The sequence below is a fragment of the Nitrospirillum goiasense genome (assembly GCF_034427435.1).
Lineage (GTDB): Bacteria > Pseudomonadota > Alphaproteobacteria > Azospirillales > Azospirillaceae > Nitrospirillum.
The window spans coordinates 579,815-603,075 of the sequence record NZ_JAXQNP010000004.1 but is presented as its reverse complement, the minus strand read 5'-3'; the positions used below and the strand labels follow the sequence as shown (position 1 = coordinate 603,075).

Annotated in this window: 23 protein-coding genes; 18 read left to right on the top strand and 5 right to left on the bottom strand. The window is 67.9% G+C overall.

Going from position 1 to position 23,261, the window contains the following annotated elements; translation table 11 throughout:
* Window positions 1-66: 66 nt before the first annotated feature.
* The 3 genes from ULB03_RS24535 to ULB03_RS24525 all read left to right on the top strand — a co-directional run bounded on the left by ULB03_RS24535 (window position 67) and on the right by ULB03_RS24525 (window position 1,357).
* Window positions 67-354 carry a type II toxin-antitoxin system ParD family antitoxin gene (locus tag ULB03_RS24535; protein WP_322485703.1) on the top strand — a complete coding sequence of 96 codons (288 nt, stop codon included), beginning with the start codon at window positions 67-69 and terminating at the stop codon, window positions 352-354.
* Window positions 351-728 (top strand): type II toxin-antitoxin system RelE/ParE family toxin, encoded by a 378-nt coding sequence (locus tag ULB03_RS24530; protein ID WP_322485702.1) that lies wholly within the window; start codon window positions 351-353, stop codon window positions 726-728. Before ULB03_RS24535 ends, ULB03_RS24530 begins: the two co-directional genes overlap by 4 nt.
* 227 nt (window positions 729-955) lie before the next feature.
* Window positions 956-1,357: a hypothetical protein gene (locus ULB03_RS24525; RefSeq protein WP_322485701.1), complete on the top strand. Its 402-nt coding sequence runs from the start codon at window positions 956-958 to the stop codon at window positions 1,355-1,357.
* A 73-nt stretch (window positions 1,358-1,430) separates the two neighbouring features.
* Here ULB03_RS24525 and ULB03_RS24520 read toward each other — a convergent pair whose 3' ends face one another.
* Window positions 1,431-3,527: a S9 family peptidase gene (locus ULB03_RS24520; RefSeq protein ID WP_322485700.1), complete on the bottom strand. Its 2,097-nt coding sequence runs from the start codon at window positions 3,525-3,527 to the stop codon at window positions 1,431-1,433.
* Window positions 3,528-3,895: 368 nt separating this feature from the next.
* On the opposite strand from ULB03_RS24520, the gene ULB03_RS24515 reads away from it, so the two are divergent.
* From ULB03_RS24515 to ULB03_RS24490, 6 genes are all read left to right on the top strand, one after another.
* Window positions 3,896-4,891, top strand: a complete 996-nt coding sequence (locus ULB03_RS24515; protein WP_322485699.1) for an ABC transporter substrate-binding protein — start codon at window positions 3,896-3,898, stop codon at window positions 4,889-4,891.
* 80 nt (window positions 4,892-4,971) lie between these two features.
* Window positions 4,972-5,793 carry an ABC transporter permease gene (locus ULB03_RS24510; RefSeq protein WP_322485698.1) on the top strand — a complete coding sequence of 274 codons (822 nt, stop codon included), beginning with the start codon at window positions 4,972-4,974 and terminating at the stop codon, window positions 5,791-5,793.
* 3 nt (window positions 5,794-5,796) lie between these two features.
* On the top strand, window positions 5,797-6,588 hold the full coding sequence (locus tag ULB03_RS24505; RefSeq protein WP_322485697.1) for an ABC transporter ATP-binding protein: 792 nt from the start codon (window positions 5,797-5,799) through the stop codon (window positions 6,586-6,588).
* Window positions 6,551-8,398, top strand: a complete 1,848-nt coding sequence (locus ULB03_RS24500) for a sensor histidine kinase (RefSeq protein WP_322485696.1) — start codon at window positions 6,551-6,553, stop codon at window positions 8,396-8,398. Before ULB03_RS24505 ends, ULB03_RS24500 begins: the two co-directional genes overlap by 38 nt.
* Window positions 8,382-9,746 carry a sigma-54-dependent transcriptional regulator gene (locus ULB03_RS24495; RefSeq protein WP_322485695.1) on the top strand — a complete coding sequence of 455 codons (1,365 nt, stop codon included), beginning with the start codon at window positions 8,382-8,384 and terminating at the stop codon, window positions 9,744-9,746. The genes ULB03_RS24500 and ULB03_RS24495 overlap by 17 nt, the downstream gene beginning before the upstream one ends.
* Window positions 9,747-9,759: 13 nt before the next feature.
* A complete protein-coding gene (locus ULB03_RS24490; protein WP_322485694.1) occupies window positions 9,760-10,596 on the top strand; it encodes a beta-keto acid cleavage family enzyme in 837 nt (278 codons plus the stop codon).
* A gap of 106 nt (window positions 10,597-10,702) precedes the next feature.
* Here the strand turns inward: ULB03_RS24490 and ULB03_RS24485 are convergent, their stop codons facing one another.
* Window positions 10,703-10,990 (bottom strand): helix-turn-helix domain-containing protein, encoded by a 288-nt coding sequence (locus ULB03_RS24485; RefSeq protein ID WP_322485693.1) that lies wholly within the window; start codon window positions 10,988-10,990, stop codon window positions 10,703-10,705.
* Here ULB03_RS24485 and ULB03_RS24480 point away from each other — a divergent pair.
* From ULB03_RS24480 to ULB03_RS24445, 8 genes are all read left to right on the top strand, one after another.
* Window positions 10,896-11,663 carry an XRE family transcriptional regulator gene (locus ULB03_RS24480; RefSeq protein WP_322485692.1) on the top strand — a complete coding sequence of 256 codons (768 nt, stop codon included), beginning with the start codon at window positions 10,896-10,898 and terminating at the stop codon, window positions 11,661-11,663. The genes ULB03_RS24485 and ULB03_RS24480 overlap by 95 nt on opposite strands.
* A gap of 154 nt (window positions 11,664-11,817) precedes the next feature.
* Complete coding sequence (locus ULB03_RS24475) at window positions 11,818-12,102, top strand: hypothetical protein (protein WP_322485691.1); 285 nt, start codon at window positions 11,818-11,820, stop codon at window positions 12,100-12,102.
* Window positions 12,103-12,213: 111 nt separating this feature from the next.
* Window positions 12,214-12,708 carry a MarR family winged helix-turn-helix transcriptional regulator gene (locus tag ULB03_RS24470; RefSeq protein WP_322485690.1) on the top strand — a complete coding sequence of 165 codons (495 nt, stop codon included), beginning with the start codon at window positions 12,214-12,216 and terminating at the stop codon, window positions 12,706-12,708.
* Window positions 12,705-14,816, top strand: coding sequence for an FUSC family protein (locus ULB03_RS24465; RefSeq protein WP_322485689.1), 2,112 nt, complete (start codon window positions 12,705-12,707; stop codon window positions 14,814-14,816). The genes ULB03_RS24470 and ULB03_RS24465 overlap by 4 nt, the downstream gene beginning before the upstream one ends.
* A complete protein-coding gene (locus tag ULB03_RS24460) occupies window positions 14,813-15,028 on the top strand; it encodes a DUF1656 domain-containing protein (protein WP_322485688.1) in 216 nt (71 codons plus the stop codon). Before ULB03_RS24465 ends, ULB03_RS24460 begins: the two co-directional genes overlap by 4 nt.
* A gap of 32 nt (window positions 15,029-15,060) precedes the next feature.
* Entirely contained in the window at window positions 15,061-16,038 is a 978-nt protein-coding gene (locus ULB03_RS24455) for an HlyD family secretion protein (protein WP_322485687.1), read from the top strand.
* Between the two features lie 170 nt (window positions 16,039-16,208).
* Window positions 16,209-17,705: a tetratricopeptide repeat-containing glycosyltransferase family protein gene (locus ULB03_RS24450; protein WP_322485686.1), complete on the top strand. Its 1,497-nt coding sequence runs from the start codon at window positions 16,209-16,211 to the stop codon at window positions 17,703-17,705.
* Window positions 17,702-19,936 carry a tetratricopeptide repeat protein gene (locus ULB03_RS24445; RefSeq protein ID WP_322485685.1) on the top strand — a complete coding sequence of 745 codons (2,235 nt, stop codon included), beginning with the start codon at window positions 17,702-17,704 and terminating at the stop codon, window positions 19,934-19,936. The genes ULB03_RS24450 and ULB03_RS24445 overlap by 4 nt, the downstream gene beginning before the upstream one ends.
* Window positions 19,937-19,963: 27 nt before the next feature.
* Here ULB03_RS24445 and ULB03_RS24440 read toward each other — a convergent pair whose 3' ends face one another.
* The 3 genes from ULB03_RS24440 to folD all read right to left on the bottom strand — a co-directional run bounded on the left by ULB03_RS24440 (window position 19,964) and on the right by folD (window position 21,688).
* Window positions 19,964-20,458: a type II toxin-antitoxin system VapC family toxin gene (locus ULB03_RS24440; protein WP_322485684.1), complete on the bottom strand. Its 495-nt coding sequence runs from the start codon at window positions 20,456-20,458 to the stop codon at window positions 19,964-19,966.
* A 15-nt stretch (window positions 20,459-20,473) separates the two neighbouring features.
* Window positions 20,474-20,689, bottom strand: a complete 216-nt coding sequence (locus ULB03_RS24435) for a hypothetical protein (RefSeq protein WP_322485683.1) — start codon at window positions 20,687-20,689, stop codon at window positions 20,474-20,476.
* Window positions 20,690-20,779: 90 nt separating this feature from the next.
* Entirely contained in the window at window positions 20,780-21,688 is a 909-nt protein-coding gene (gene folD, locus ULB03_RS24430) for a bifunctional methylenetetrahydrofolate dehydrogenase/methenyltetrahydrofolate cyclohydrolase FolD (protein ID WP_322485682.1), read from the bottom strand.
* 226 nt (window positions 21,689-21,914) lie between these two features.
* Here folD and fucP point away from each other — a divergent pair, with 226 nt between their 5' ends.
* Window positions 21,915-23,258 (top strand): L-fucose:H+ symporter permease, encoded by a 1,344-nt coding sequence (gene fucP / locus ULB03_RS24425; protein WP_322485681.1) that lies wholly within the window; start codon window positions 21,915-21,917, stop codon window positions 23,256-23,258.
* Window positions 23,259-23,261 lie beyond the last annotated feature (3 nt).

Below are 23,261 nucleotides of genomic sequence, written 5' to 3'. Positions count from 1 at the left end.
TTATTGGCTGGTCTGTGGCGATGTGGTATCAAACTTTGACAGAAGTACCATGGGCAGGGGTGAGCCATGAGCGGACGGAATTTTAGCCTCACACCTCATTTAAGCGGCTTCATTGACGAGCAAGTGTCCTCGGGGCGCCACCAAAATGCCAGCGAGGTCGTTCGTGAGGCTCTTCGCCGCTATGAGAACGATATCCTCATCAACCAAGCGCATGTCGCCGCGTTGGAAAAGGTGGTTGAGGCGGGGGTTACGGACATTGAGCGGGGCGACTACGTCGAGATTTCTGGCGACGAAGGATTGCAGGTTCTGCTGGAGGAACTGCATAACCAGGCGCGAGCGCGAGTATCGAAGTGAGGACATTTCGTCTAACTCGATCTGCCCGCGCTAATCTTGATGATATATTGGTATGGAGCGCTGAGAACTTCGGCCTGGCGGCGGAGCTTCGCTATTCGACCCTGATTATCCAAGCCATCAAGGACGTTGCGGAGATCCCCGGCCATCCCTTGATTGTTTGGGAAAGAGTCGGCCGGCGGGAGGTTGGCTTCTACCACATCAGCCACAGTCGCCGGCATGTGCCCAATCCGGATGATCAGGTCGCCGAGGCCCGGCATTACCTTGTGTTTCGCCATCAGCCGGAAGATGTCATCGAAATCCTGGGCATCATCCACGAACGTATGTTGCGCCGGAAGGCCGTCCGCCAAATCTTCCGAACAATCGAGAAAGAGTGATCGCGGTCGTGAGACTCCACTAAGAAAGTGGACACTACCAAGTGTCGGGCACATGAACCCTGCCGACGCCGCTGCTTTGCATCCCGATAAACTCGGAAGCGGACATCGTTTCGATGTCGTGATGATAGGGTTGTATCAATTTCTCATAAGGGCGAGATTTTATGCCGACTCTTCAAATCCGTGGCGCGGACATCGATGGGGACCGAGTGACCTGCACAGGCCCCCAAGTGGCGTCCGTCCTGGATTTTATTGCCGCGCTGCCAGAGCTGGGCATAGGTACCTGGTATGCGGGCGCCGTGGAGGGGCTTGGTGAACGGTTGGGAGACTACGAGGAACCGGTGCCGCGCCTGGTGCCCGCCCTATCTGATCTGCTACGGCGCATTCGGGGTATCCCCCAACTTCTGGATGGAGTCTTCGCCTGGGTTCCGGGCCAAGAAATACCGCGTGTGGAAGCTGAGAATTTCACCGCTGATGGGCCGATGGCCCCGCTCGTGCTCAATGCGCTTGTGGAGATCTGGGCCTTTGATACGAGTTACATTGAAGTCTATACGGAGAGATCGAGCGTCATCACGGCCATACAGAATCGGTTCGTGGGTAATGTCCGCGCTTACGAATGTTCTGAAAACTAACGGCGGGCCCTATAGAAAAAGGGCCGCCCCATGGACGGCCCCTTCTCCACTCGCTCTCAGCTGACGCCCGGCCTTACTTGGCTTCGGCCGTCCAGGTGTTCAGCCAGCCCAGGACCTCCTGGTGCCACTGGACGGAGTTCTGGGGCTTCAGCACCCAATGGTTCTCGTCGGCGAAGTAGACCAGCTTGCTGGGCACGCCCTTGCGCTGCAGGGCGGTGAAGGCGCCCAGGCCCTGTTCGAAGGGAATGCGGAAGTCGCGGCCGCCGTGGATGATCAACTGCGGCTTCACCCACTGGTCGACGTGGTTGGCGGGGTTGAAGCGCTCGTACCCGGCCGGGTTCTCCCAGACCTTGCCGCCGTTCTCCCACTCGCTGAACCACAGCTCCTCGGTGGAATAGCCCATCATGCGGTTGTCGAAGACGCCGTCATGGTTGACCAGGCACTTCCACGGGCCGTTCCAGTTGCCGGCGATCCAGTTGATCATGAAGCCGCCGTAGCTGGCGCCCAGCGCGCAGGCCCGGTCGCCGTTGAGGAAGGGGTACTTGGCCAGCGCCGCGGCCCAACCCTTCTGCAGGTCTTCCAGCGGGCGGTCGCCCCAATGCTGGCTGATGGCGTCGGTGAAGGCCTGGCCGTAGCCGGTGGAGCCGTGGAAGTCGATCATGACCACGGCATAGCCGGCGCCGGTGTAGGCCTGCGGGTTCCAGCGGAAGCTCCAGGCGTTGGCGAAGGAGCCCTGGGGGCCGCCATGGATGATGAAGGCCACCGGGTACTTGTGGCCTTCCTGGTAATTGGCCGGCTTCACGACATAGCCGTGGACCGTCTCGTTGTTCCAGCCGGGGAAGCTGAACTGCTCATAGGCGCCCAGGGTGACGTCGGCCAGCGTCCCGGCGCCCACATGGGTCAGTTGCTCCGCCTTGCCGCCCTTCAGCGACACCTTGTAGGCCTGCGACGGACCGGACAGGCTGTCGGCCATATAGACCACGCCCTTGTCCCCGCCCTTCACCAGGTCAATGGCCGTCACATGGCCCTCGCCGGTCAGCGCCTTCACCGCACCCGACTTGACGTCGACGGAGAACAGCTTGGACTGGCCCACGTCGTAGGCGGTGGTCAGCAGGGTGCGGCCATCGGCCGTCCATGCCAGCGTGTCGGCGGAGCGGTCCCAGCTGGGGTCGATCTCCCGCGTCTCGCCGCTCTTCAGGTCGCGGACCATGATGCCGAAGCGGTCGGCCTCGAAGGTCGGCCGCTTCATGGCGCGCCACGCCAGCTTGGACCCGTCGGGGCTGAACACCGGGCCGGTATCCATGGCGGCGTTGCTGGCCGTCAGGTTGACGGGGGCGGCGCTGCCGTCCATGGGGACCTGCCACAGGTCCAGGTTGGTGCTCCACGGCTCCGTCCGTCCGGCCAGGCGGGCGGTGAAGACCACCGTCTTGCCGTCCGGGCTGATGGTGATTTCGCTGTCGTCGCCGAAAGGCTTGCCCGGCGCGTCGCCGTCGAAGCCCTTCATCAGCGGCACGGGCGCGCCGGTGGCCACACCCTCGCCGTTCAGCGCCAGGGCGAACAGGTGGTTGCGGGTGCCGTCGGCCCATTCATCCCAATGACGGACGAAGACCTTGTCGAAGACGACGCCGGTGGACTTGGCGATGTCCGCCGGCTTGACCGGCTTGTCGCCTGTCTCGGTGCCCGGGAACACGGCCATGGACACGACGATGTGCGTGCCGTCCGGCGCCAGGTTGAAGCTGCCCACGTCCAGCGGCAGGGCGGTTACCTGGGTGGCCTGGGTGCCAGCCGCATCCGTCTTCCACACCTGCTGGCTGCCGGAGCGGCCGGACATGAAATAGAGGCTCTTGCCATCGGCTGACCAGCGCGGGGTGCTGGCGCCGCCATCGGAGATGGCCAGGCGATGGCCGTCGCCCTTGCCATCGATCTCTTTCACCCACAGGGAGTGGGTGGCCTTGTTGTTGGCGTAGTCGACGGTGCGGACGTCGAAGGCCAGCAGGCGGCCATCGGGCGATACACGCGCGTCGCTGGCGCGGTCCATCGTCGCCAGCTCCATCGGCGTCAGGCCGTGGCCGGCCTCCGCCGCTATGGCCACAGGCGAAACGGTAACGGCCAAGGCCAACGCCAACGGTGCGCCCAGGGCGTACCCAAGGGCGTATAGGGAACGGTTCATCCAAGCTCTCCGAAAGGCAGGAACCCCATCGGCCTTGCGGCCGCTTGGGGGCCGTCATAGCGCAAATCGTCCTCGTCGCCTACGACGCTTGACGGCACGCGACCGGCCGCGGCGGAAAAGGTGACAGCCCCCTCCCCGCCGTGGCGGGAAAACCGCCAGTGGGGCGCCGCCCTTCCCCTGCCCCGCTTAAGGCCTGCCCCGCCCACTTTGGCGGGGATGCTGGCGTTTCGAGCCGTTCTCCCTCCCGGTGATGGTTTGCCCCGGCGGTTGGCACAGCTTCTGCTAGTATCACCCCAGTTCCAAGACGACCAGGAACCGCCGGCATTGATCGGCGGCCGTTGGATACCAAAGCCCGGGAGGTATTTAAGATGATGCTCAAGAAAGCCCTGCCCCAAAAGACCCTGTTGGCCGCCGTTCTGGCCGCGTCCGCCCTGTCGCTGGCGGCTCTGCCGGCCGCCGCCGAGGATGTGGTGCGCCTGGGCAACCTGAAGCTGGCCCACTTCGGCGCCGTGTCCTACACGCAGATGCTGACCGACTGCGGCATCAAGGTGGAGGAACGGATTTTCGCCAAGGGCCCCGACATCATGCAGGCCATGGTGGCCGGTGAGCTGGACGTGGGCGCCACCGCGTCCGAGGCCGCCATTTCCGGCCGCGCCGCCGGCGCCCCCATTTATATCGTCGCCGGTTTCGCCAAGGGCGGCGCCCGCCTGGTGGCCGCCCCCGAGGCCAAGGTGACCAAGGTCGCCGACCTGAAGGGCAAGAAGGTCGGCGTCACCCGGGGCGGCATCCAGGAGGTGCTGCTGGCCGCGGAACTGGCGCAGAACAACCTCACCTGGTCCGACCAGCCGGGCAAGGACGTGCAGATCGTCTACCTGAACTATCCGGACCTGAACCAGGCCCTGATGCTGAAACAACTGGACGCCATCATGCAGACGGAGCCGCAGGGCTCGCAGGCCGTGAACGGCGGCTTCGGCGTCGAGGTGATGAAGCCCTACGACACCGCCATCGGCAGCCCCGTGCGCACCCTGGTGATGTCGGAGGAGTTCCACGACAAGCACAAGGCCGTGGCCGAGAAGTTCATGCGCTGCTTCGTGAAGGCCACCAAGACCTTCATCGACAAGCCGGAGGTGGCGTCCAAGTATGTGCGCGAGACGCTGTTCAAAAAGCAGTTGTCCGAGGCCGATTTCAACAGCGCCATGGGCAACGCCCAGTACAGCTATGACATCGACCCCGCGCAGATCCAGATCACGGCCGATACCATGGCCAAGTATGGCGTGTCCAAGATGGCCAAGGTGCCGACGGCCACCGACTATGTGAAGCTGGACCTGCTGGCCGACGCCAAGAAGGAATTGGGCATCCAGTAAGGCTCCAGGGCCCGCCGCTTCTGAATACGGCGGGCCCTTTTTCGATCCGCTTCTTTCGCGCTTTCATGGGGAGTACCCGAATGCGGCGTAATACTTGGTTGGCGGCCCTGCAGGGGGCCGTCGTGCCGCTCGTGCTGCTTGCCATCTGGCAGGCGGCGTCCAGTTCCGGCCTGGTCAACGCGAAGATCCTGCCCTCGCCCGTGGCGGTGGCCGTGCGCTGGTGGGCCTACCTGGCCCCGGCGGAGCCTTTCGATCCCGCCAATGGCGGCTATGTCGCCTGGATATTCTCGGGCGAGCTGATCACCGACGCCATCGGCAGCCTGTACCGCGTCGTCATGGGCTTCCTGGTGGGGGCCGTGCTGGCCCTGCCCCTGGGCCTGGCCATGGGCGCCAGCCGGGCGGCCTTCCGCTGGCTGAACCCGCTGGTGGAGGTGCTGCGGCCCATTCCGCCCATCGCCTACATTCCGCTGTCCATCCTGTGGTTCGGCCTGGGCAACCCGCCGGCCATCTTCCTGATCTCGCTGGGCGCCTTCTTCCCCGTGCTGGTGAACACCATCGCCGGGGTGCGCCAGGTGGACGGCATCTATCTGCGCGCCGCGCGCAACCTGGGTGCCGGACCCCTGACCATCTTCCGCCGCGTCATGCTGCCGGCGGCCACGCCCTACATCCTGTCGGGCGTGCGCATCGGCATCGGCACCGCCTTCATCGTCGTGATCGTGTCGGAGATGATCGCCGTCAACAACGGCCTGGGCTTCCGCATCCTGGAAGCGCGGGAGTACTTCTGGTCCGACAAGATCATCGCCGGCATGCTGACCATCGGCCTGCTGGGCCTGGCCATCGACAGCGGCGTCACCCGCATCAACAACCACCTGCTGCGCTGGCACCGCGGGCTGGAGCACTGAACCATGTCCGACATCCTGATCAACCACGTCTACAAGCGCTTCGCCGTTCCGGGGAACGAAGTGGTGGCGCTGAAGGACATCAACCTGGACATCGCGGCCGGGGAGTTCGTCTGCCTGCTGGGCCCGTCCGGCTGCGGCAAGTCCACCCTGCTGAACGCCATCGCCGGCTTCTCCCACCCTTCGGAGGGCAGCATCACCGTGGGCGGCCGCCCGGTGACGAACCCTGGGCCCGACCGGGGCATGGTGTTCCAGGAATACGCCCTGTTCCCGTGGATGACGGTGGCCAAGAACGTCCGCTTCGGGCTGGAGGTCAAGGGCATGGCCAAGGACGCGGCCGACGCCCGGGTGCGTGAGCTGCTGGACATGCTGGGCCTGTCGGAATTCGGCGAGCGGTTCCCGAAGGATCTGTCCGGCGGCATGCGCCAGCGCGTGGCCATCGCCCGCGTCCTGGCGTTGGACAGCCCCGTCCTGCTGATGGATGAGCCGTTCGGCGCGCTGGACGCCCTGACCCGCCGGTCCCTGCAGGATGAGCTGCTGAAGATCTGGGCGCGTCTGGGCAAGACCATCGTTTTCGTCACCCACTCGATCGAGGAGGCCATCTACCTGGCCGACCGCATCGTCGTCCTGACCTACCGCCCCGGCACGGTGAAACGCGACATCCGGGTGGAGATGCCGCGCCCGCGCGATGCCGCGTCGCCGGAGTTCAACGCCCTGAAGCGCGACCTGTCCCGCCTGGTGTCGGAGGAGCAGCAGCGGCATGAGGCGGCGGAACGCGCCGGCCTCACCACCGACTGATCCCGCCTTGGCCAGCCCCTATCCCTTCGCGGCGCGGCTGCGCGCCATCGGCACCGGTGGCGCCCTGGCGCTGCTGCTGGCGGCGGCGGGGGCCGTGGGGCTGTGGGTGCTGGCGGTCGGCCATGCCGAGCGGCGGGCGGTGGAGGCGGTGGCCGCCGACGCCCGCCACCGGCTGGAGATCTACGCCAACAACCTGGACAGCGCGGTGGAGCGCTTCGACTATCTGCCCTCCGTCGCCGCCCGCGATCCGGCGGTGGCGGCGCTGGCGGCGGCCGGTGCGGGCCAGGCCGACGCGGCCGACGTCGACCGGGTGAACCGGTATCTGGAGGCGGTGAACGCCAGCGCCGGCTCCGCCGTCCTGTACCTGATGGATGCCGCCGGCCGCACGGTGGCGTCCAGCAATTGGAACCGGCCGGACAGCTATGTCGGCGTCGATTTTTCCTACCGTCCCTATTTCAAGGACGCGCGGGACAAGGGCCTGGGCCGTTTCTACGGCGTGGGCACGGTCACCCGGCTGCCCGGCTATTTCATCGCGGCACCGGTGGACCGCGATGGCCGGCGTGTCGGCGTGCTGGCCGTCAAGATCGTGCTGGACGCGTTGGAGGATGGCTGGCGCATCTCTCACGACGCGGTGCTGGTGGCGGACCGCTTCGGCGTCGTCTTCCTGTCCTCCAAGCCGGAATGGAAATTCCACGCCCGCCGCCCCCTGGATGCCGGGACGCTGAAATACCTGGAAGAAACCCGGGAGTATGTGGGACTGGAGCATCCGCCCCTGGTCCTGCCCCGGTCCCTCCAGGTTCATCCGGCCCTGCTGGTGGAACGGGACCTGGGCCGGTATGGCTGGACCATCGCGCTGGCGGCCGACGCCCACCCGGTGGCGCAGGCCGCGGCCACGGCGCGCATCGGGGTGGCGCTGCTGCTCCTTCTGCTGCTGGCCTCTGGACTGTATGTGCGCCAGCGGGTGAAACGCCTGCGTGAACAGCGCCTGGCCAAGGACACGTTGGATCGCGCCTACCAGGACCTGGAACGCCAGGTGGAGGCGCGTACAGCCGACCTGCGCGACGCCCAGGCCGAACTGGTGCAGGCGGCCAAGCTGGCCATGATCGGCCAGGTGGCGGCCGGCGTGACGCATGAGCTGAACCAGCCGCTGACAGCCCTGCGCGCCCTGGCTGACAACGCCCGCCTGCTGCTGGAGCAGGGCCGCCAGGCGGAGGTCAGCCAGAACCTGGTCCACATCGCCGGCCTGGTCGACCGCATGGCCAAGATCTCCAGCCAGTTGCGCAACTTCTCCCGCCGCAGCGAGGGGCCGGCCCAGCCCGTCCCCCTGCCGGGCGCGGTGCAGGAGGCGCTGGCCCTCTTGGACCGCCGCCTGAAGGAGGCGCGGGTGCAAGTCACGGTGGAGGTGCCGGAGGTGACGGTGGCCTTCGATCCCGTGCGGCTGCAGCAGGTGCTGGTCAACCTGATCCGCAACGCGGAGGATGCGACGGCCGAGGTGGCTGAGCCGCGCATCGCCATCACCGCCGAACCGGTCTTGCTGGACCACCGCGCCGCCGTGCGGGTGGCGGTGGCGGACAACGGCCCGGGCTTGGCCCCGGCCGTGCGCGACCGTCTGTTCGATCCCTTCGTCACCACCAAGCCGGGCGGTCAGGGCTTGGGCCTGGGCCTTGCCATCTCCCTGGCCATCACCCAGGAATATGGGGGCCAGTTGGAAGCCCGCGACGGGGAGGCCCGTCCCGGTGAAAACGCCGGCGCCGTCTTCCTGTTGACCCTGCCTTTGATCATAGCTGAGCGTGATGAGCCAACCGCTTGATACTGCCTCCCCTGATACCGCGCCAGTTGTCCTGTTCGTGGATGATGAGGAGATCATCCGCCTGACCGTGCGCCAGACGTTGGAACTGGCGGGTTTGGCCGTGACAACCTACCCGACGGCGGAGGCGGCGCTGGCCGACCTGTCGGTGGGCACGCCGGGCATCCTGGTGACGGATGTGCGCCTGCCGGGGATGAGCGGGCTGGACCTGCTGTCGCGGGCGCGGGCGCTGGATGCGGAACTGCCGGTGGTGCTGGTGACCGGCCAAGGCGACATCTCCATGGCCGTGCGGGCCATGCAGGACGGCGCCTATGACTTCATCGAAAAGCCCTTCGTCACCGAGCATTTCGTGGAGGTGATCCGCCGCGCCCTGGAAAAACGGGCCCTGGTGCGGGAGAACCGCCGCTTGCGTGAGGCGCTGGTGCGGAACGCGGCGGTGGAAAGCCACCTGCTGGGGCAAAGCCCCGCCCTGGTACGGGTCCGCCGCCTGGTGGCCGACTTGGCCGGCACGGACGTGGACGTGCTGGTGCTGGGGGAAACGGGCACGGGCAAGGAACAGGTGGCCCGCGCGCTGCACGAGGGCGGTCCCCGGGCCGCCTATCCCTTCGTCGCGGTGAACTGCGGCGCCATCCCGGACAGCATGTTCGAAAGCGAGATGTTCGGCCATGAGGCCGGCGCCTTCACCGGGGCCGCCAAGCGCCGGGTGGGCAAGATCGAATACGCCCATCGCGGCACCTTGTTCCTGGATGAGATCGAGAGCATGCCGCTGGCCCTGCAGGTCAAGCTGCTCCGGGTGCTGCAGGACCGGGCGCTGGAACGGCTGGGTGGCAACGACCGGGTGGCGGTGGACCTGCGCGTGGTGGCCGCCACCAAGGAGAACCTGCTGGATCTCGCCAACGCCGGCCGGTTCCGTGCCGACCTATATTACCGGCTGAACGTCGTCACCCTCACCCTGCCCCCCTTGCGTGAACGGCGGGAGGATATTCCCTTGCTGTTCCAGCATTTCGCCCTGCAAGCGGCGGCCCGCTTCCGCCGGCCTTATGCCGTGCCGGCGCCGACCCTGTTGCGAGCCCTGATGCTGAAGGATTGGCCGGGCAATGTGCGCGAGCTGCGCAACGCCGCTGACCGCCATGTGCTGGGCCTGGCGGAGGACGACGCGGCGGCCGTCGAGGGCGGCACACCCGCGAACGCGCCCTTGGCCGACATCCTGGATGGGGTGGAACGCCACCTGATCACCGAGGCCCTGCGCGCCAGCGGCGGCCAGGTGACGCGCGCCGCGGAAACGTTGGGCGTGCCGCGCAAGACGCTGTACGACAAGATGAAACGCCTAAACATAGGCGGTACGGAATGAGTGGGGGGACTGAATGAACGCCGATCCCGTGATCCTGACCGTGGCGCCCAATGGCGCCCGGCGGCTGAAGACCGACCATCCGGCCATCCCCCTGGATCCGGCGGAGATCGCCCAGGACGCCGCCGCCTGCCTGGAGGCGGGGGCCGCCATGGTCCACATGCACGTGCGTGACGCCCAGGGCCGCCACCTGCTGGACGCCGATGCCTATGCCGCCGCCACCCGGGCGGTGCGCGATGCCGTGGGCGACCGCCTGGTTATCCAGGTGACGACGGAGGCCGCCGGCCTCTACCATCCGCCCCACCAGATGGCCGTGATCCGCGCCCTGAAGCCGGAGGCGGTGTCGCTGGCCATCCGTGAACTGGCGCCGGACAGCGCGCATGAGAAGGATGCCGCCGACTTCTTCGCCTGGCTGGCGCGGGAACGGATCATGGTGCAGACCATCCTCTATTCCCGGGACGACCTGCTGCGCTGGCACGACCTGCGCCGGCGCGGGGTGGTGCCGGAGGTGCCGCACTTCCTGCTGTACGTCCTGGGCCGCTACACCGCCGGCCAGGTCAGCGATCCGCGCGACCTGCTGCCCTTCCTGGAGCCTGTCGCGGACGCGCCAAACGACAACACCGGCGACGTGCCCTGGGCGGTCTGCGCCTTCGGCCGGCGGGAGAACGCCTGCGTGCTGACCGCCACCGGCCTGGGCGGCCATGTCCGCGTGGGCTTTGAGAACAACCTGCACCTGCCCGACGGCACCCTCGCCCCCGACAACGCCGCCCTGGTGGCCGCCGCCGCCCAGGGCGGCCGGCTCATGGGGCGCCCGCCGGCAACGGCGGACGACGTGCGGGCGCGGTTCGGATGACCGCTTAGAGCGAGACGCGATCATGTTTGATCGCATCTCGCTCTTAACCTGTTCATGATAGAACGGATTTACACGATCAGGTGACTACACCTGATCGCGTTCCGCTCTAAGGGGCGTTACCAAAGAAATCATTCGGCATCACCGCCCCCTTGGTCTCTTCCATGATCGCCCGCATGGCGGCGGCGTCGGGGTGGCGGTGGCCGGCGCACCAGCGGCCGACGGTTGAGCGGCTGCGCCCGATGCGCCGGGCGAATTCGGCGGCGGTAAGGCCCTGGGCCTGGAGGTAGTCGGCGAGCGTCATGCGCGAAATGATGCGAGATTGGCAACTTATTGTCAACTGGTTGCCGGTATGGCGACTGACGGATGGTAGCCGCTGTGGCAACTTGGCTTTCATGACTGATCGCCCCCCCAATCGCATCCGCGAACTTCGTGAAGCCAAGGGCATGACCCAGGAACAACTGGGCGCCCTGATCGGCACCGACAAGACGGTGATTTCCAAGCTGGAGTCCGGCCGCACCCGGTTGTCGCAGGCGCGCATGATGGCCATCGCCGCCAGCCTGGGCTGTGGCGTGGCCGAATTGCTGGAGCCGGTGGCGCCATCGGTGCCCGGATGGGGCGACGACGCCTCGGTCGAGGTGGCGGAGGTCGACATCTATGGCGACCGGCGCGGCGGTTTCCTGGCCAGCCACCAAGGGTGGCCGCAGGGCTTCCGCGAGGATGAAACCATCGCCCAGTGGCGCTTCCCCGCCGCCTACCTGAGTGCCGAACTGCAGGTGCGGGCGGCGGCCGTGCGCATCGTCGAGGTGCGCGGCGACGGCATGGAGCCGACGCTGATGCCCGGGGACCGGGTCATGGTCAACCTGGCGGACCAGTCGCCCTCGCCCCCCGGCGTCTTCGCCTTGTGGGATGGGCAAGGTGTCGTGATCAAGCGGCTGGAGCTGATCATGGGCAGCCACCCGCCCCTGGTCGAAATCAGGTCGGACAATCCGCACCACCGCGTTTACGAGCGGGCGGCCGCCGACATCGACATCATCGGCCGCGTGGTGTGGGTGGGACGGCGGCTGTAAGCCACCCGTCTTTGATGCGAAAGTTGTCAAAATGGCAACTTATGAATTGACGGGCGGTTGCTGTTCGGGCACCGTCAGGACGTTGGCTGTTCCGCCGATGTTCCCCTTCCCCAGCGCTGTTCGCCTGTGGAGCCCTTTCCCTGTGGAGAGGCCGATGACCCGTCTTGAGCGCACGACCCATCTCTATTGGCAGTTGGCCTGCCTGGCCCGGCACGACACCTTCCTGGACCTCGTGGTGCGTGGCCTGGATGGGCTGGCGGTGGTGGCACGCACCGCGCCCAGCTATCGCCTGCGCCGGGCCGCCGCCGGCCACGTCGGCGTGGCCGCCCGCGCCCATGGCTTCCGCAACGCCCTGGCCCTGGAACGGGCGGCGCATGTCCTCGCCGCGTCCCCGGTTGGCACCCGCCTGACCCGTTCGCTGGCCGGTGGCCAATCTTAGGTGGTATAAGGGGCGGGGCCGGCGGGCGCGTTGTGCCATCCGCCTGGCGCAGGTCTGGCCACCCCATCATATCATTTGAAGGCTAATCGTTAGCATCCTAATGTTCCCTCTATGGAACAAACGCCCCCTCTTCCTCTTTCGCCCCGGCACCGGGCCTTCGGCCTGACGCTCTGCTACCTCGCGCGGTTCTGGCGGCGGGAGGCGGACGCGACCTTGAAGGCCTTTGGCCAGTCCGAGGCGACCACCCTGCCCCTGGTGGTGCTGGCCCGGCTGGGGGACGGCATCCGCCAAGGCCAGTTGGCCGACCACGTCGGGGTCGAGGGGCCATCGCTGGTGCGGCTGGTGGACATGCTGGAAAGGGACGGCCTGGTGGAACGGCGCACCGATCCCCGTGACCGGCGGGTCAAGACATTGCACCTGACGGCCGAGGGGCGCGCGCTGGCGGTGCGTCTGGACGACGCGCTGGACGGCATGCGCCGGCGCCTGCTGGCGGACGTGACGCCGGAGCAGATGGAGACGGCGCTGACCGTCTTCGCGGCGGTGGAACGGGCGCTGGGCCGGTCCTTCGGGGCCAAGGATGGCGTCGCTGACGAGGGGGCTTCATGACCGCGGCCGCCACCTGGTTCAGGGCCTGCTTCCGGGGATGGTCCCGGGGTGTCGGCGACTGGATGTTCGCCGCCAAGACGGCCGCCGCCGCCCTGGCCGCCCTCTACATCGGTTTTAGCCTGGATTTGCCGCGCCCCTACTGGGCGGCCGGCACCGTCTTTATCGTGTCCCAGCCGCTGGCCGGCGCCATGCGGTCCAAGGGCGTGTTCCGGGTGCTGGGCACGGTCATCGGCGCCGTGGCCACCGTGGTCATCATCCCCAACCTGGTGGACGCCCCACCCCTGCTGTGCGTGGCTATGGCCCTGTGGACCATGGCGTGCCTGACGCTGGCCCTGCTGGACCGCACCCCGCGCAGCTATGTCTTCATGCTGGCGGCCTACAGCACCGCCCTCATCGGCTTTCCCACCGTGACCGATCCCGGCACCGTCTTTGACGCCGCGCTGGCCCGGGTGGAGGAGATCACCGTCGGCATCCTGTGCGCCACCGTGATCGGCAGCGTCATTTTTCCCCGGGGTATAGGCCCCGTGATCACCGGCCGCATCGACGCCTTCGCCGGCGATGTCGGGCGCTGGGCGCGCGAGGCCCTGTCCGGCGCGGAGGAGACGACGGCCATCCGGTCCGACCGCCGCCGCCTGGCGGCCGACGCGGTCGAGTTGCAGATGATGGCCACCCACCTGGATTACGACACCAGTACCCTGCATGGGCTGAGCCAGGAGGTGCGGCGGCTGCGCCAGCGCCTGGTGATGCTGTTGCCCATCCTGTCGGGCGTCGGGGATCGCGTGCGGGCGTTGAAGGCCGACGGCGGCCTGCCCGCCCCACTGGCGGAGCTGTTGGCCGATCTGGCCGACTGGGTCGACGATGTGGAGGCCCCGGCGGAGATCGCGGCGGCCTTGCGCACCCGCATCGCGGCGCTGCGCGCGGCACCCGCCGATTGGCGCGACGTGCTGATCCTGAACCTGCTGACGCGCCTCAAAGACCTGATGGACGCCATCCAGGATTGCCGCGACCTGCGCCTCTATATCCGGGGCGGCGGTCACGGACCCCGGGTGCGCCGCCGCCGGGGCGGACGGGCGGGGGCGGAGGTCGCCATGCACCGGGACCTGGGCATGGCCCTGTGGTCTGGCGCCGGCGCCGCCCTCACCATCCTGCTGGGCAGCGTCTTCTGGATCGGCACGGAATGGGCGGACGGCGCCATCGCCCTGGAAATGGCGGCTGTCGCCTGCTGCTTCTTCGCCGCGCAGGACAACCCGGTGCCGGCCATCCTGGACTTCGCGCTTTTCAACGGTCTGGCCGCCATCCTGGCCGGAATCTACATCTTCGCCATCATGCCGCGCATCGACGGCTTCGTGATGCTGGCCCTGGTCCTGGGCCCCCTGTTCCTGCTGCTGGGCCGTGTCATCGCCAACCCGCGCCTGGCCGGCCGGGCCCTGGCGGTGGGCGCCACCCTGCCCACCCTGGCGGGCCTGAGCAATACCTACAGCGCCGACTTCGCCAGCTATCTCAACAGCGCCCTGGCGCTGGTGTTGGGCATGGGCTTCGCCGGGCTGGTGACGGCGCTGGTGCGGGCCGTGGGCGCGGAATGGGGTGCCCGGCGCATCCTGCGCGCCTGCTGGGCCGATATCCGTGCCGTGGCCGACATCCGGGCGCCGGCGCCCGACGGTGGGCTGCGCCCGGTGTTCGCCGGCAAGCTGCTGGACCGCATGGGCCTGCTGGTGCCGCGCCTGGCCGCCCTTCCGCCGGGGTCGGAGGTGGCGGCGGCCGATGCCTTGGCCGATATCCGCACCGGCATCAACATCCTGGAACTGCGCGCGGTGGAGGGGGCCCTGCCCACCCCGGCCCGCGCCGCGGCGGATGCCGTCCTGGCCGATCTGGCGTGGCATTACGATGCCGTCAGCCGTGCCGGGGCGCCGCGCGCGCCATCGCCCGCCCTGCTGGCCCGCATCGATGCCGCCCTGGCGGCCTTGATGCCCCTGACGGACCGCAGGCCGCGCCAAGCCTTGCTGGCGCTGGCCGGTATCCGGCGGGCCCTGTCCGACGGCGTGCCCGACCTGCCGCCGCCCCCACCCGTCGTTCCCTTGCCCCCCAAACCGGAAAGCCTGGCCGCATGATCGGCGAAATGGACATCCACGGCGTCTTCGTGTCCCCGCTGCTGGTTTGGGGCGTGGTCGCCTTCCTCATCTCCATGGCCTTGCGCTGGGTCCTGCGCTTGGTCGGCGCCTACCGTCTGGTCTGGCACCGGCCGCTGTTCGACCTTGCCGTCTATGTCATCGTCCTGGGGGGCGTGGCGGCCTTGTTCACGCACTACACCCCACTTCCCTGAACCCGATTTCCCCAATCCTGGACGTCGCCGCCATGCGCAGCCTCATCACCACCCTGACCCGTCTGGCCATCACCCTGGCCGTGGTCGCCGTCGCCGCCCTGGTGGGCTGGCGCTTCTGGATTTATTACATGGAAGAGCCGTGGACCCGTGACGGCCGGGTGCGCGCCGATATCGTCGGCGTCACCCCCGACGTCTCCGGCCTGGTGGATGAGGTGTTGGTGCGGGACAACCAGACCGTGACCCGGGGCCAGGTGCTGTTCCGCATCGACAAGGCGCGCTTCACCCTGGCGCTGCAACAGGCGGACGCCGCCGTGGCGGCCAAGAAGGCCAGCTTTGACGAGGCGGTGCTGGAACGGAACCGCTATCAGTCCTTGAGCGCGTCCGCCGTGTCGCGGGAAAAGCAGGAGCAGACGATCGCCGCCGCCCGTGAGGCGGAGGCCGTCTACCTCCAGGCCGTGGCCGACCGCAATGTCGCCAAGCTGAACCTGGATAGGACGGAGGTTGTCGCCACCGTCAACGGTTACATCACCAATTTCGACCTGCGTCCCGGCGACTACGTCACCGCCGGCAAGGCCGTGACCGCCCTGGTGGACAGCGACAGCCTGCATGTTCAGGGCTATTTCGAGGAAACCAAGCTGGGCCGCATCCATGTGGGCGACACCGTGACGGTGCGCCTGATGGGCGATCCCCGGTCCTTCACCGGCCATGTGGAAAGCATCGCCGCCGCCATCGAGGATCGGGAGCGGACGGACGGCAGCAACCTGCTGGCCAACGTGAACCCCACCTTCAGCTGGGTGCGCCTGGCCCAGCGCATCCCGGTGCGTGTGATCCTGGACCATCCGCCCGCCGACCTGCGTCTGATCCCCGGCCGCACCGCCACCGTGGCGGTCGTTGGCTCCGACGCCGTGCTGAAGACGCCCCTGACCCGGCTGCCCCATGCCACGGACCCGCAGCAGGCCAACCCGCCTCCTCCGGCGGCGGCGCCCTCGCCCAAACCCAAGGCGCGCTGAGCGCCCGGCGTTTCGGGGCACGCTGAGCGCCCCCTCTCAAGGACATCTCGCCGCAGTCTCACGAAACGCCGACAGCCGGCAGGCCGCCGCCCGTTTAAGCGATCAGGTGGCCCCTGGGCTGACGCCGGGGTGGCGCCAGCGGCTGATGGTTCGGAAGGGTGTGGGGCGGAATGGCGGCGGTGCCAGACTGGGCGGCTACGGCCGAAGCGACGGCGACGGGCATGCCCAGCGCGGAGGCCATCCGGCGGGCCATCCTGCGGCTGCAGGCGGCGGTGGCCGAGAACCCCACCTCCATCGACATCCGCTTCAACCTGGGCGTCCTGCTGCAGGCTGACGGTCGGTGGGAGGAGGCGGTGGCGCACTACCGCCAGGCCCTGGTCCTGAACCCGTTCGAGGCGCGGGTGCACAACGCGCTGGGCATCGCCCACCACGACGCCGGCGACCTGGCCCAGGCCATGAGCTGTTTTGAGGACGCGCTGGCCAGCGATCCGGACGATCCCCAGGCCCACAACAACATGGGGCATCTGTTGCAGGTGGAAAACCGCCTGGACGATGCGCTCGCCTTCTTCGACTGGGCGCTGGCCCTGCGGCCCGATTATCCGGAGGCCTTGAACAACACCGGCGTGGTCCTGCAGATGCAGGGGCGGCTGGACCAGGCGATTGACCACTACCGCCGGGCCATTTCCCTGCGTCCCGACTACGCCGCCGCCCACAAGAACCTGGGCATGACCCTGCTGGCCGCTGGGCGCTATGAGGAAGGCTGGCGGGAGTTCGAGTGGCGCTGGCAGGATGCGCAACTGGCCGCCGCCCGCCGGCCCTTCACCTGCCCGCAGTGGCGGGGGGAGGACGCGCCCGGCCGCATCGTGCTGATCCATGCCGAGCAAGGGTACGGCGACAGCCTGCAATTCTGCCGCTACATCCCCCTGGTGGCCCAGCGGGGGCTGCGCGTGGTGGTGGAGGTGCCGCTGCCCCTGGTGCGGCTCATGCGCCGGTTGCCGGGCGTGGACCAGGTGGTGGCCCATGGCAGGCCCCTGCCACCCTTCGACCTGCATTGCCCGATGATGAGCCTGCCGCTGGCCTTCGGCACCACCATGGCGACCATTCCGGCGCCCATCCCCTATGTCACCGCCGATCCGGCGGACTCCGCGGCCTGGCGCCGCCGTCTGGCGGCCGAGGCGCCGGGCGACCGCCGCCCGCTGGTGGGGGTGGTCTGGGCCGGCGCCCCGCGCGCCGACACGCCCGATGTGGCGGTGGCCGACCGCCGCCGGTCCATGGGGCTTGAGGCCCTGCTGCCCCTGTTGCGGGAAGACGGCGTCCGCTTCATCAGCCTGCAGAAGGAAGCGGCGGAGCAGGATGTGCCGGCCAGTCTGGGCGGCCTGATCGACTGCGTCGCGGATTTCGCCGACACCGCTGCCTTGATCAGCAACCTGGATCTGGTGATCAGCGTCGATACCGCCGTCGCCCACCTGGCGGCGGCCATGGGCGTCAGCGTCTGGCTGCTGAACCGCTTCGACAGTTGCTGGCGCTGGCTGCGTGGCCGCGACGACAGCCCCTGGTATCCCACCCTGCGTCAGTTCCGCCAGCCGCGCCTGGGGGACTGGACCAGCGTCGTCCAGTCCGCGCGCGCAGCGCTGGCCGCCACCTTCACCACTGGAATCCGCCCATGACCGCCCGACCCATCCCCGCCGCGAAACCGCCCCTGACGCCGGGGCACAAGGCCTTCGCCGCGGCGCTGGCCCAACACAAGGCCGGCCGGCTGGAGGCTGCGGCCGTGCTGTACCGCAAGGCCCTGTCGTTGATGCCGCGCCATCCGGAAAGCCTGCACCTGCTGGGCGTCGTCGCTTTTCAACAAAAGCGCATGGCGGAGGCTGTGGACCTGATCACCCAGGCGCTGGCCCTGAAGCCCGCGTTTCCGGAGGCGCTCAACAACCTGGGCACGGTGCGGGAGGCTGCAGGCGACATCGAGGCCGCCGCCGACTGCTTCCAGCGCGCCGTGGCGCTGAAGCCCGACTTCGCCGAGGCCCACAACAACCTGGGCAACGCCCTCAAGGCCCAGGGCCGGTTGGAAGAGGCGCTGGTCGTGCTCGACCGTGCGCTGGCGCTCCGCCCCGCTTATGCGGAGGCGCACAACAACCGTGGCGTGGTGCATCGCCTGCAATCGCGCTGGGCCGAGGCTGAGGCGGGATTCCGCGCCGCCCTGTCGGCCCGGCCCGACTATGTCAACGCCCTCTACAATCTGGGCCTGGTGCTGCGCCTGACCGGCCGGCTGGAAGAGGCACTGACCTGGCTGCGTCAGGCGGTGGAGCGCGCGCCCGACCATGCCGAGGCTTGCTTCAACCTGGGCCTGGTGTTGCAGGACCTGGACCGGCACGAGGACGCCCTGCCCCATCTGCGCCGGGCGGCCGCCCTGCGTCCCGATGACCCGGTGCCCCATGGCAGCCTGGGCACGACCCTGCAAACGCTGGGTCACGCGCCGGAGGCGCTGCTGTGCTACCAGCGGGCGCTGGCGCTGAAGCCGGATTTCGCCGACGCCCACAACAACATGGGCCTCATCCTCTATGTCCACGGCCGCTATGCCGAGGCGGAGTCCTGCTTTTCCCGCGCCATCACGCTGCTGCCGGATAATCCTAAGACTTACAACAACTTGGGCCTCGCCCTTCTGGCGCAGGGCAAGGGGGCGGAAGCGGCCCGCGCCTTCGACCAGGCCATCGACGCCCAGCCGGACTATGCCGAGCCCTACAACAACCTGGGCATGGCCCTGCATGCCGAGGCTGAGATGGACAGGGCGCAGGCCCAGATCCAGGCCGCCCTGGCCCTCAATCCGGATTATCCGGAGGCACACAATAACTTGGGTGCCGTCTTTCAGGCGAAAGGTGAACTGGAGCGGGCCATCTCCTGCTTCCGTCGCGCCATCGCCCTGAAGCCCGATTACGGCGCGTGCCACAACAATCTGGGCATGTCGCTGCTGTCCGCCGGACAGTATGAGGAAGGGTGGCGCGAATATGAGTGGCGCTGGCAGACGCGCCAGATGACGCCCTACGCCCGCCAATTCCCCCAGCCGCAATGGCGGGGGGAGCCGGCGGCCGGCAAGACCATCCTGATCCATGCCGAGCAAGGCCTGGGCGACACCCTGCAATTCAGCCGCTACCTGCCGCTGGTGGCGGCGCGGGGCCTCAGCATCACCCTGGCTGTCCAGCCGCAGGTGGCCCGCCTGCTGCGCCCCCTGCCCGGCGTGACCCACATTCTGGTGGAGGGGGAGCCCCTGCCGCCCTTCGACCTGCAATGCCCGATGATGAGCCTGCCGCTGGCCTTCGGCACGACGGTCGAAACCATCCCGGCGGCGGTGCCCTATCTGGCGGCCGATACCGCGGATGTCGCCGCCTGGCGCGACCGCCTGGCCGGGGACGGCCCCGGCCTGCGCGTCGGCCTGGTCTGGGCCGGCAACCCCCGGCGCGACCGGCCGGAGCTGGCGGCGGTTGATCGCCGCCGCTCCGTGGCGCCGGCGTTGCTGGCGCCGTTGGCCCAGGTGCCGGGCGTGCGGCTCTACAGCCTGCAGAAGGATGCCGCGCCGCCGGCGGACCTGCCCCTGATCGATCGCATGGCCGAGGTGGCGGACTTCGGCGACACCGCCGCCCTGATCGCCAACCTGGACATGGTGATCAGCGTCGATACCTCCGTGGTCCACCTGGCCGGTGCCCTGGGCAAGCCGGTGTGGGTGATGAACCGCTTCGACAGCTGCTGGCGATGGTTCCGGGGCCGGAACGACAGCCCCTGGTACCCCACCCTGCGCCTGTTCAACCAGGCGACGCCGGGGGACTGGGACGGCGTGGTGGCGGCGGTGCGACAAGCGTTGGGGGCTATTGCTAATTCACAGGCGGATGGCCCCGCTGGTGTCTGAACAAAACTCGTAAAAGCAGAGGTGTCGTCAAGAAATCTCTAACCCGATTGTGGGGATAGGCGTCAATGGCTCCACCGGTATGATGCGCTCTTTCTGACGAGGCGATCCGCTACCGTTGCTTTTTCCTGCCGTGATCCATTCGACGGCATAATTGGGAGTATTATTATCACTGCTGACGAGCGTGAGGCCCCGGGCGATAGCCATGGCGATGATCAGACGGTCCATAGGATCTTTATGTCCATTGACCGTCGGCAGACGCGTCATGTTCAGGTAGTCGGTAGCGGTTGGGGCGAGCAGGAAGAAACCTGCGTCCTCCACCACCAGGCGCTCAAAATCCTGAAGCAGTCCTTTGGCTTCGGGCCATTGGTTGGCTGAGAGTTTCATGGCCAACTCTTGGGCGGAAGCCAGCGTGGCAAAGACTTGATTGGCCGGATCTTCCAAAGCTAGCCGCGTGTCAGCGGCGAGATTATCCGGTTCAACCAAGGCCCAGAACAGGGCATGGGTATCTAACAGTAACTTCAAGGCGTCCAGCCTTGCTTAGGACGACTTAGCCACCCCCAGGCGCTTAGGTCCTTTGGGCGCGGTGACCATGCGTTCAGACGACGGGCTGCTCTTGTTTGATAGAACGCGGCTCGCTTCGCCACGGCTTAAGCCATGAACAGTGATGGTGTAGGAAAGCGCCCGGCCCTCCTTGGTGTAGGAGCCGTAAACCGTCCGATCATCCGCCTGCTTCGACTGCGATTTTTCAGCCATTTCAGCTTCCCCAGCCAAAAGCAATTACCGAGTTGAGAAGGATCACGCCTGGGCGCGGGGCGGTCAAGGGGGATGTGAGGACTTGGGGTTTTAGTTGAACTCCGCCACCTCGGCCTCCAGACCGTGGCTGCGGCAGGCGGCGGTCAGGGTGTTCAGCAGCAGGACGGCGATGGTCATGGGGCCCACGCCGCCCGGCACGGGGGTGATGGCGCCGGCGACGGCGGCCGCCTCGTCATAGGCGACGTCGCCCACCAGGCGGGTCTTGCCGGCGGCGGCGGCGGCGGGGTCGCGGGCGGGCACGCGGTTGATGCCCACGTCGATGACGACGGCGCCGGGCTTCACCCAGTCACCCTTCACCATCTCCGGCCGGCCGACGGCGGCCACCAGGATGTCGGCGGTGCGGCACAGGGCCGGCAGATCGGCGGTGCGGCTGTGGGCGATGGTGACGGTGCAGTCGGCCTGCAGCAGCAGTTGGGCCATGGGCTTGCCCACGATGTTGGAGCGGCCCACCACCACGGCGTGCTTGCCCTTCAGGCTGCCCAGATGATCCTTCAGCAGCATCAGGCAGCCCAGCGGCGTGCAGGGCACCAGCCCCGGCAGGCCCACGGCCAGGCGGCCGGCGTTGACGACGTGGAAGCCGTCCACGTCCTTGTTCGGGTCGATGGCGGCCAGCACGGCGTTGCTGTCGATATGCGCCGGCAGGGGCAACTGCACCAGGATGCCGTGGATGGCCGGATCGGCGTTCAGGCTATGCACCAGCGCCAGCAGGTCGGCCTGGGTGGTCGACGCCTCCAGGCGGTGGGTGACGGAGTGCATGCCGGCGGCGTGGGTCTGTTCGCCCTTGTTGCGGACATAGACCTGGCTGGCCGGATCCTCGCCCACCAGCACCACGGCCAGGCCGGGCTTCAGCCCGTGGCGGGTGGTGAGGTCGGCGACCTTGGCGCCGATGCGTTCCCGCAGGCGCCCCGCGAACGCCTTGCCGTCGATGATGTGCGCCATGGCTTGATCCTCCGCCAGCCGAACCCGATAATTGGGCGGGACATTAGCCGCAGCGCCCTGCGGCGCCAATCCCTTGGCGGCCCGCGGCGCCCGGACCCAGCCATGCGACATCGGCCTGTGACACGCCGCCCACCGGCATTTTTATATTTGACGTATAAATTCATATTTGATGTGCTGCGTCCGTCCGGCGCCACCTGCCGGAAAAAAGAAGACCCTGGGAGGGGACATGTCGGACGGCCATCCGCAGCAGCACCAAGCGGCCCCATCGGGAACACCGCCGAGATGGGTGGTTCCCATCGCGTTGATCGTCAGCCTGTTCTTCCTGTGGGGTGTGGCCAACAACCTGAACGACGTGCTGATCGCGCAGTTCCGCAAGGCCTTCGACCTTCAGGATTGGCAGTCGGGGCTGGTGCAGTCCGCCTTTTACCTGGGCTATTTCTTCTGCGCCATGCCGGCGGCGCTGTTCGCCCGCCGCTATGGTTACAAGGCCGCCATCGTCTTCGGCCTGGCCCTCTATGGCGCCGGCGCGCTGTTGTTCTATCCGGCGGCGGAGCTGCGGGCCTACAGCGCCTTCCTGGGCGCCCTGTTCGTCATCGCCAGCGGCCTCGCCTTCCTGGAGACGTCCGCCAATCCCATCATGACCGTGCTGGGCGACCCGGCGGGGGCCGAGCGCCGGCTGAACCTGGCCCAGGCCTTCAATCCCCTGGGCTCCATCACCGGTGTGCTGGTGGGGCGGCAGTTCATCCTGTCCGGCGTCGAATACACGCCGGAGCAATTGGCCGCGATGTCGCCCGACGCGCTGGCCCACTTCCGGGATACGGAAGCGATGGCCGCCCAGTCCTCCTACCTTGTGCTGGGGGTGCTGGTGCTGCTGTGGGCCCTGGTGGTCTACGCCGTGCGCTTCCCCACCCTGGTCGACGGGCCGGAGGAGGCGGTGGACGGCGGGACGACGACAAAGCAGGAGGGCGGCTTCCGCCGGCTGTTGCGTCACCGTCATTTCCTGTTCGGCGTCGTGACGCAGTTCTTCTATGTCGGCGCCCAGGTCGGGGTGTGGAGCTTCCTCATCCGCTATTCCCAGCACAGCGTGCCGGGCACGGGGGAAAAGACCGCCGCCGCCTATCTCACCCTGTCGCTGGTCGCCTTCATGGCCGGGCGCTTCGCCGGCACCGCCCTCATGGGCCGCATCCCGGCGGAACGGCTGATGGGCCTGTTTGCCGGCATCAACGTGGTGCTGTGCCTGGTGGGGGCCTTCGGTGGCGGCTGGCTGGGCCTGGGGGCCATGATCGCCACCAGCTTCTTCATGTCCATCATGTTCCCCACCATCTTCGCCCTGTCCCTGCGCGGCCTGGGCCCGCTGACCAAGCTGGGCTCGTCCTGGCTGGTCATGGCCATCATCGGCGGCGCCGCCATCCCGGTGGTCATGGGGCGGGTGTCGGATGTCACCTCCATCGCTGTCGCCATGGTGGTGCCGGGCTTCTGCTTCGCCGTGGTGGCCGCCTTCGGCTTGGCCGGGCGCGGCCTGCCGGCGGGGGAGCGTGACGGCCGCCTGAAGATCGTGGCCACACATTGAGTT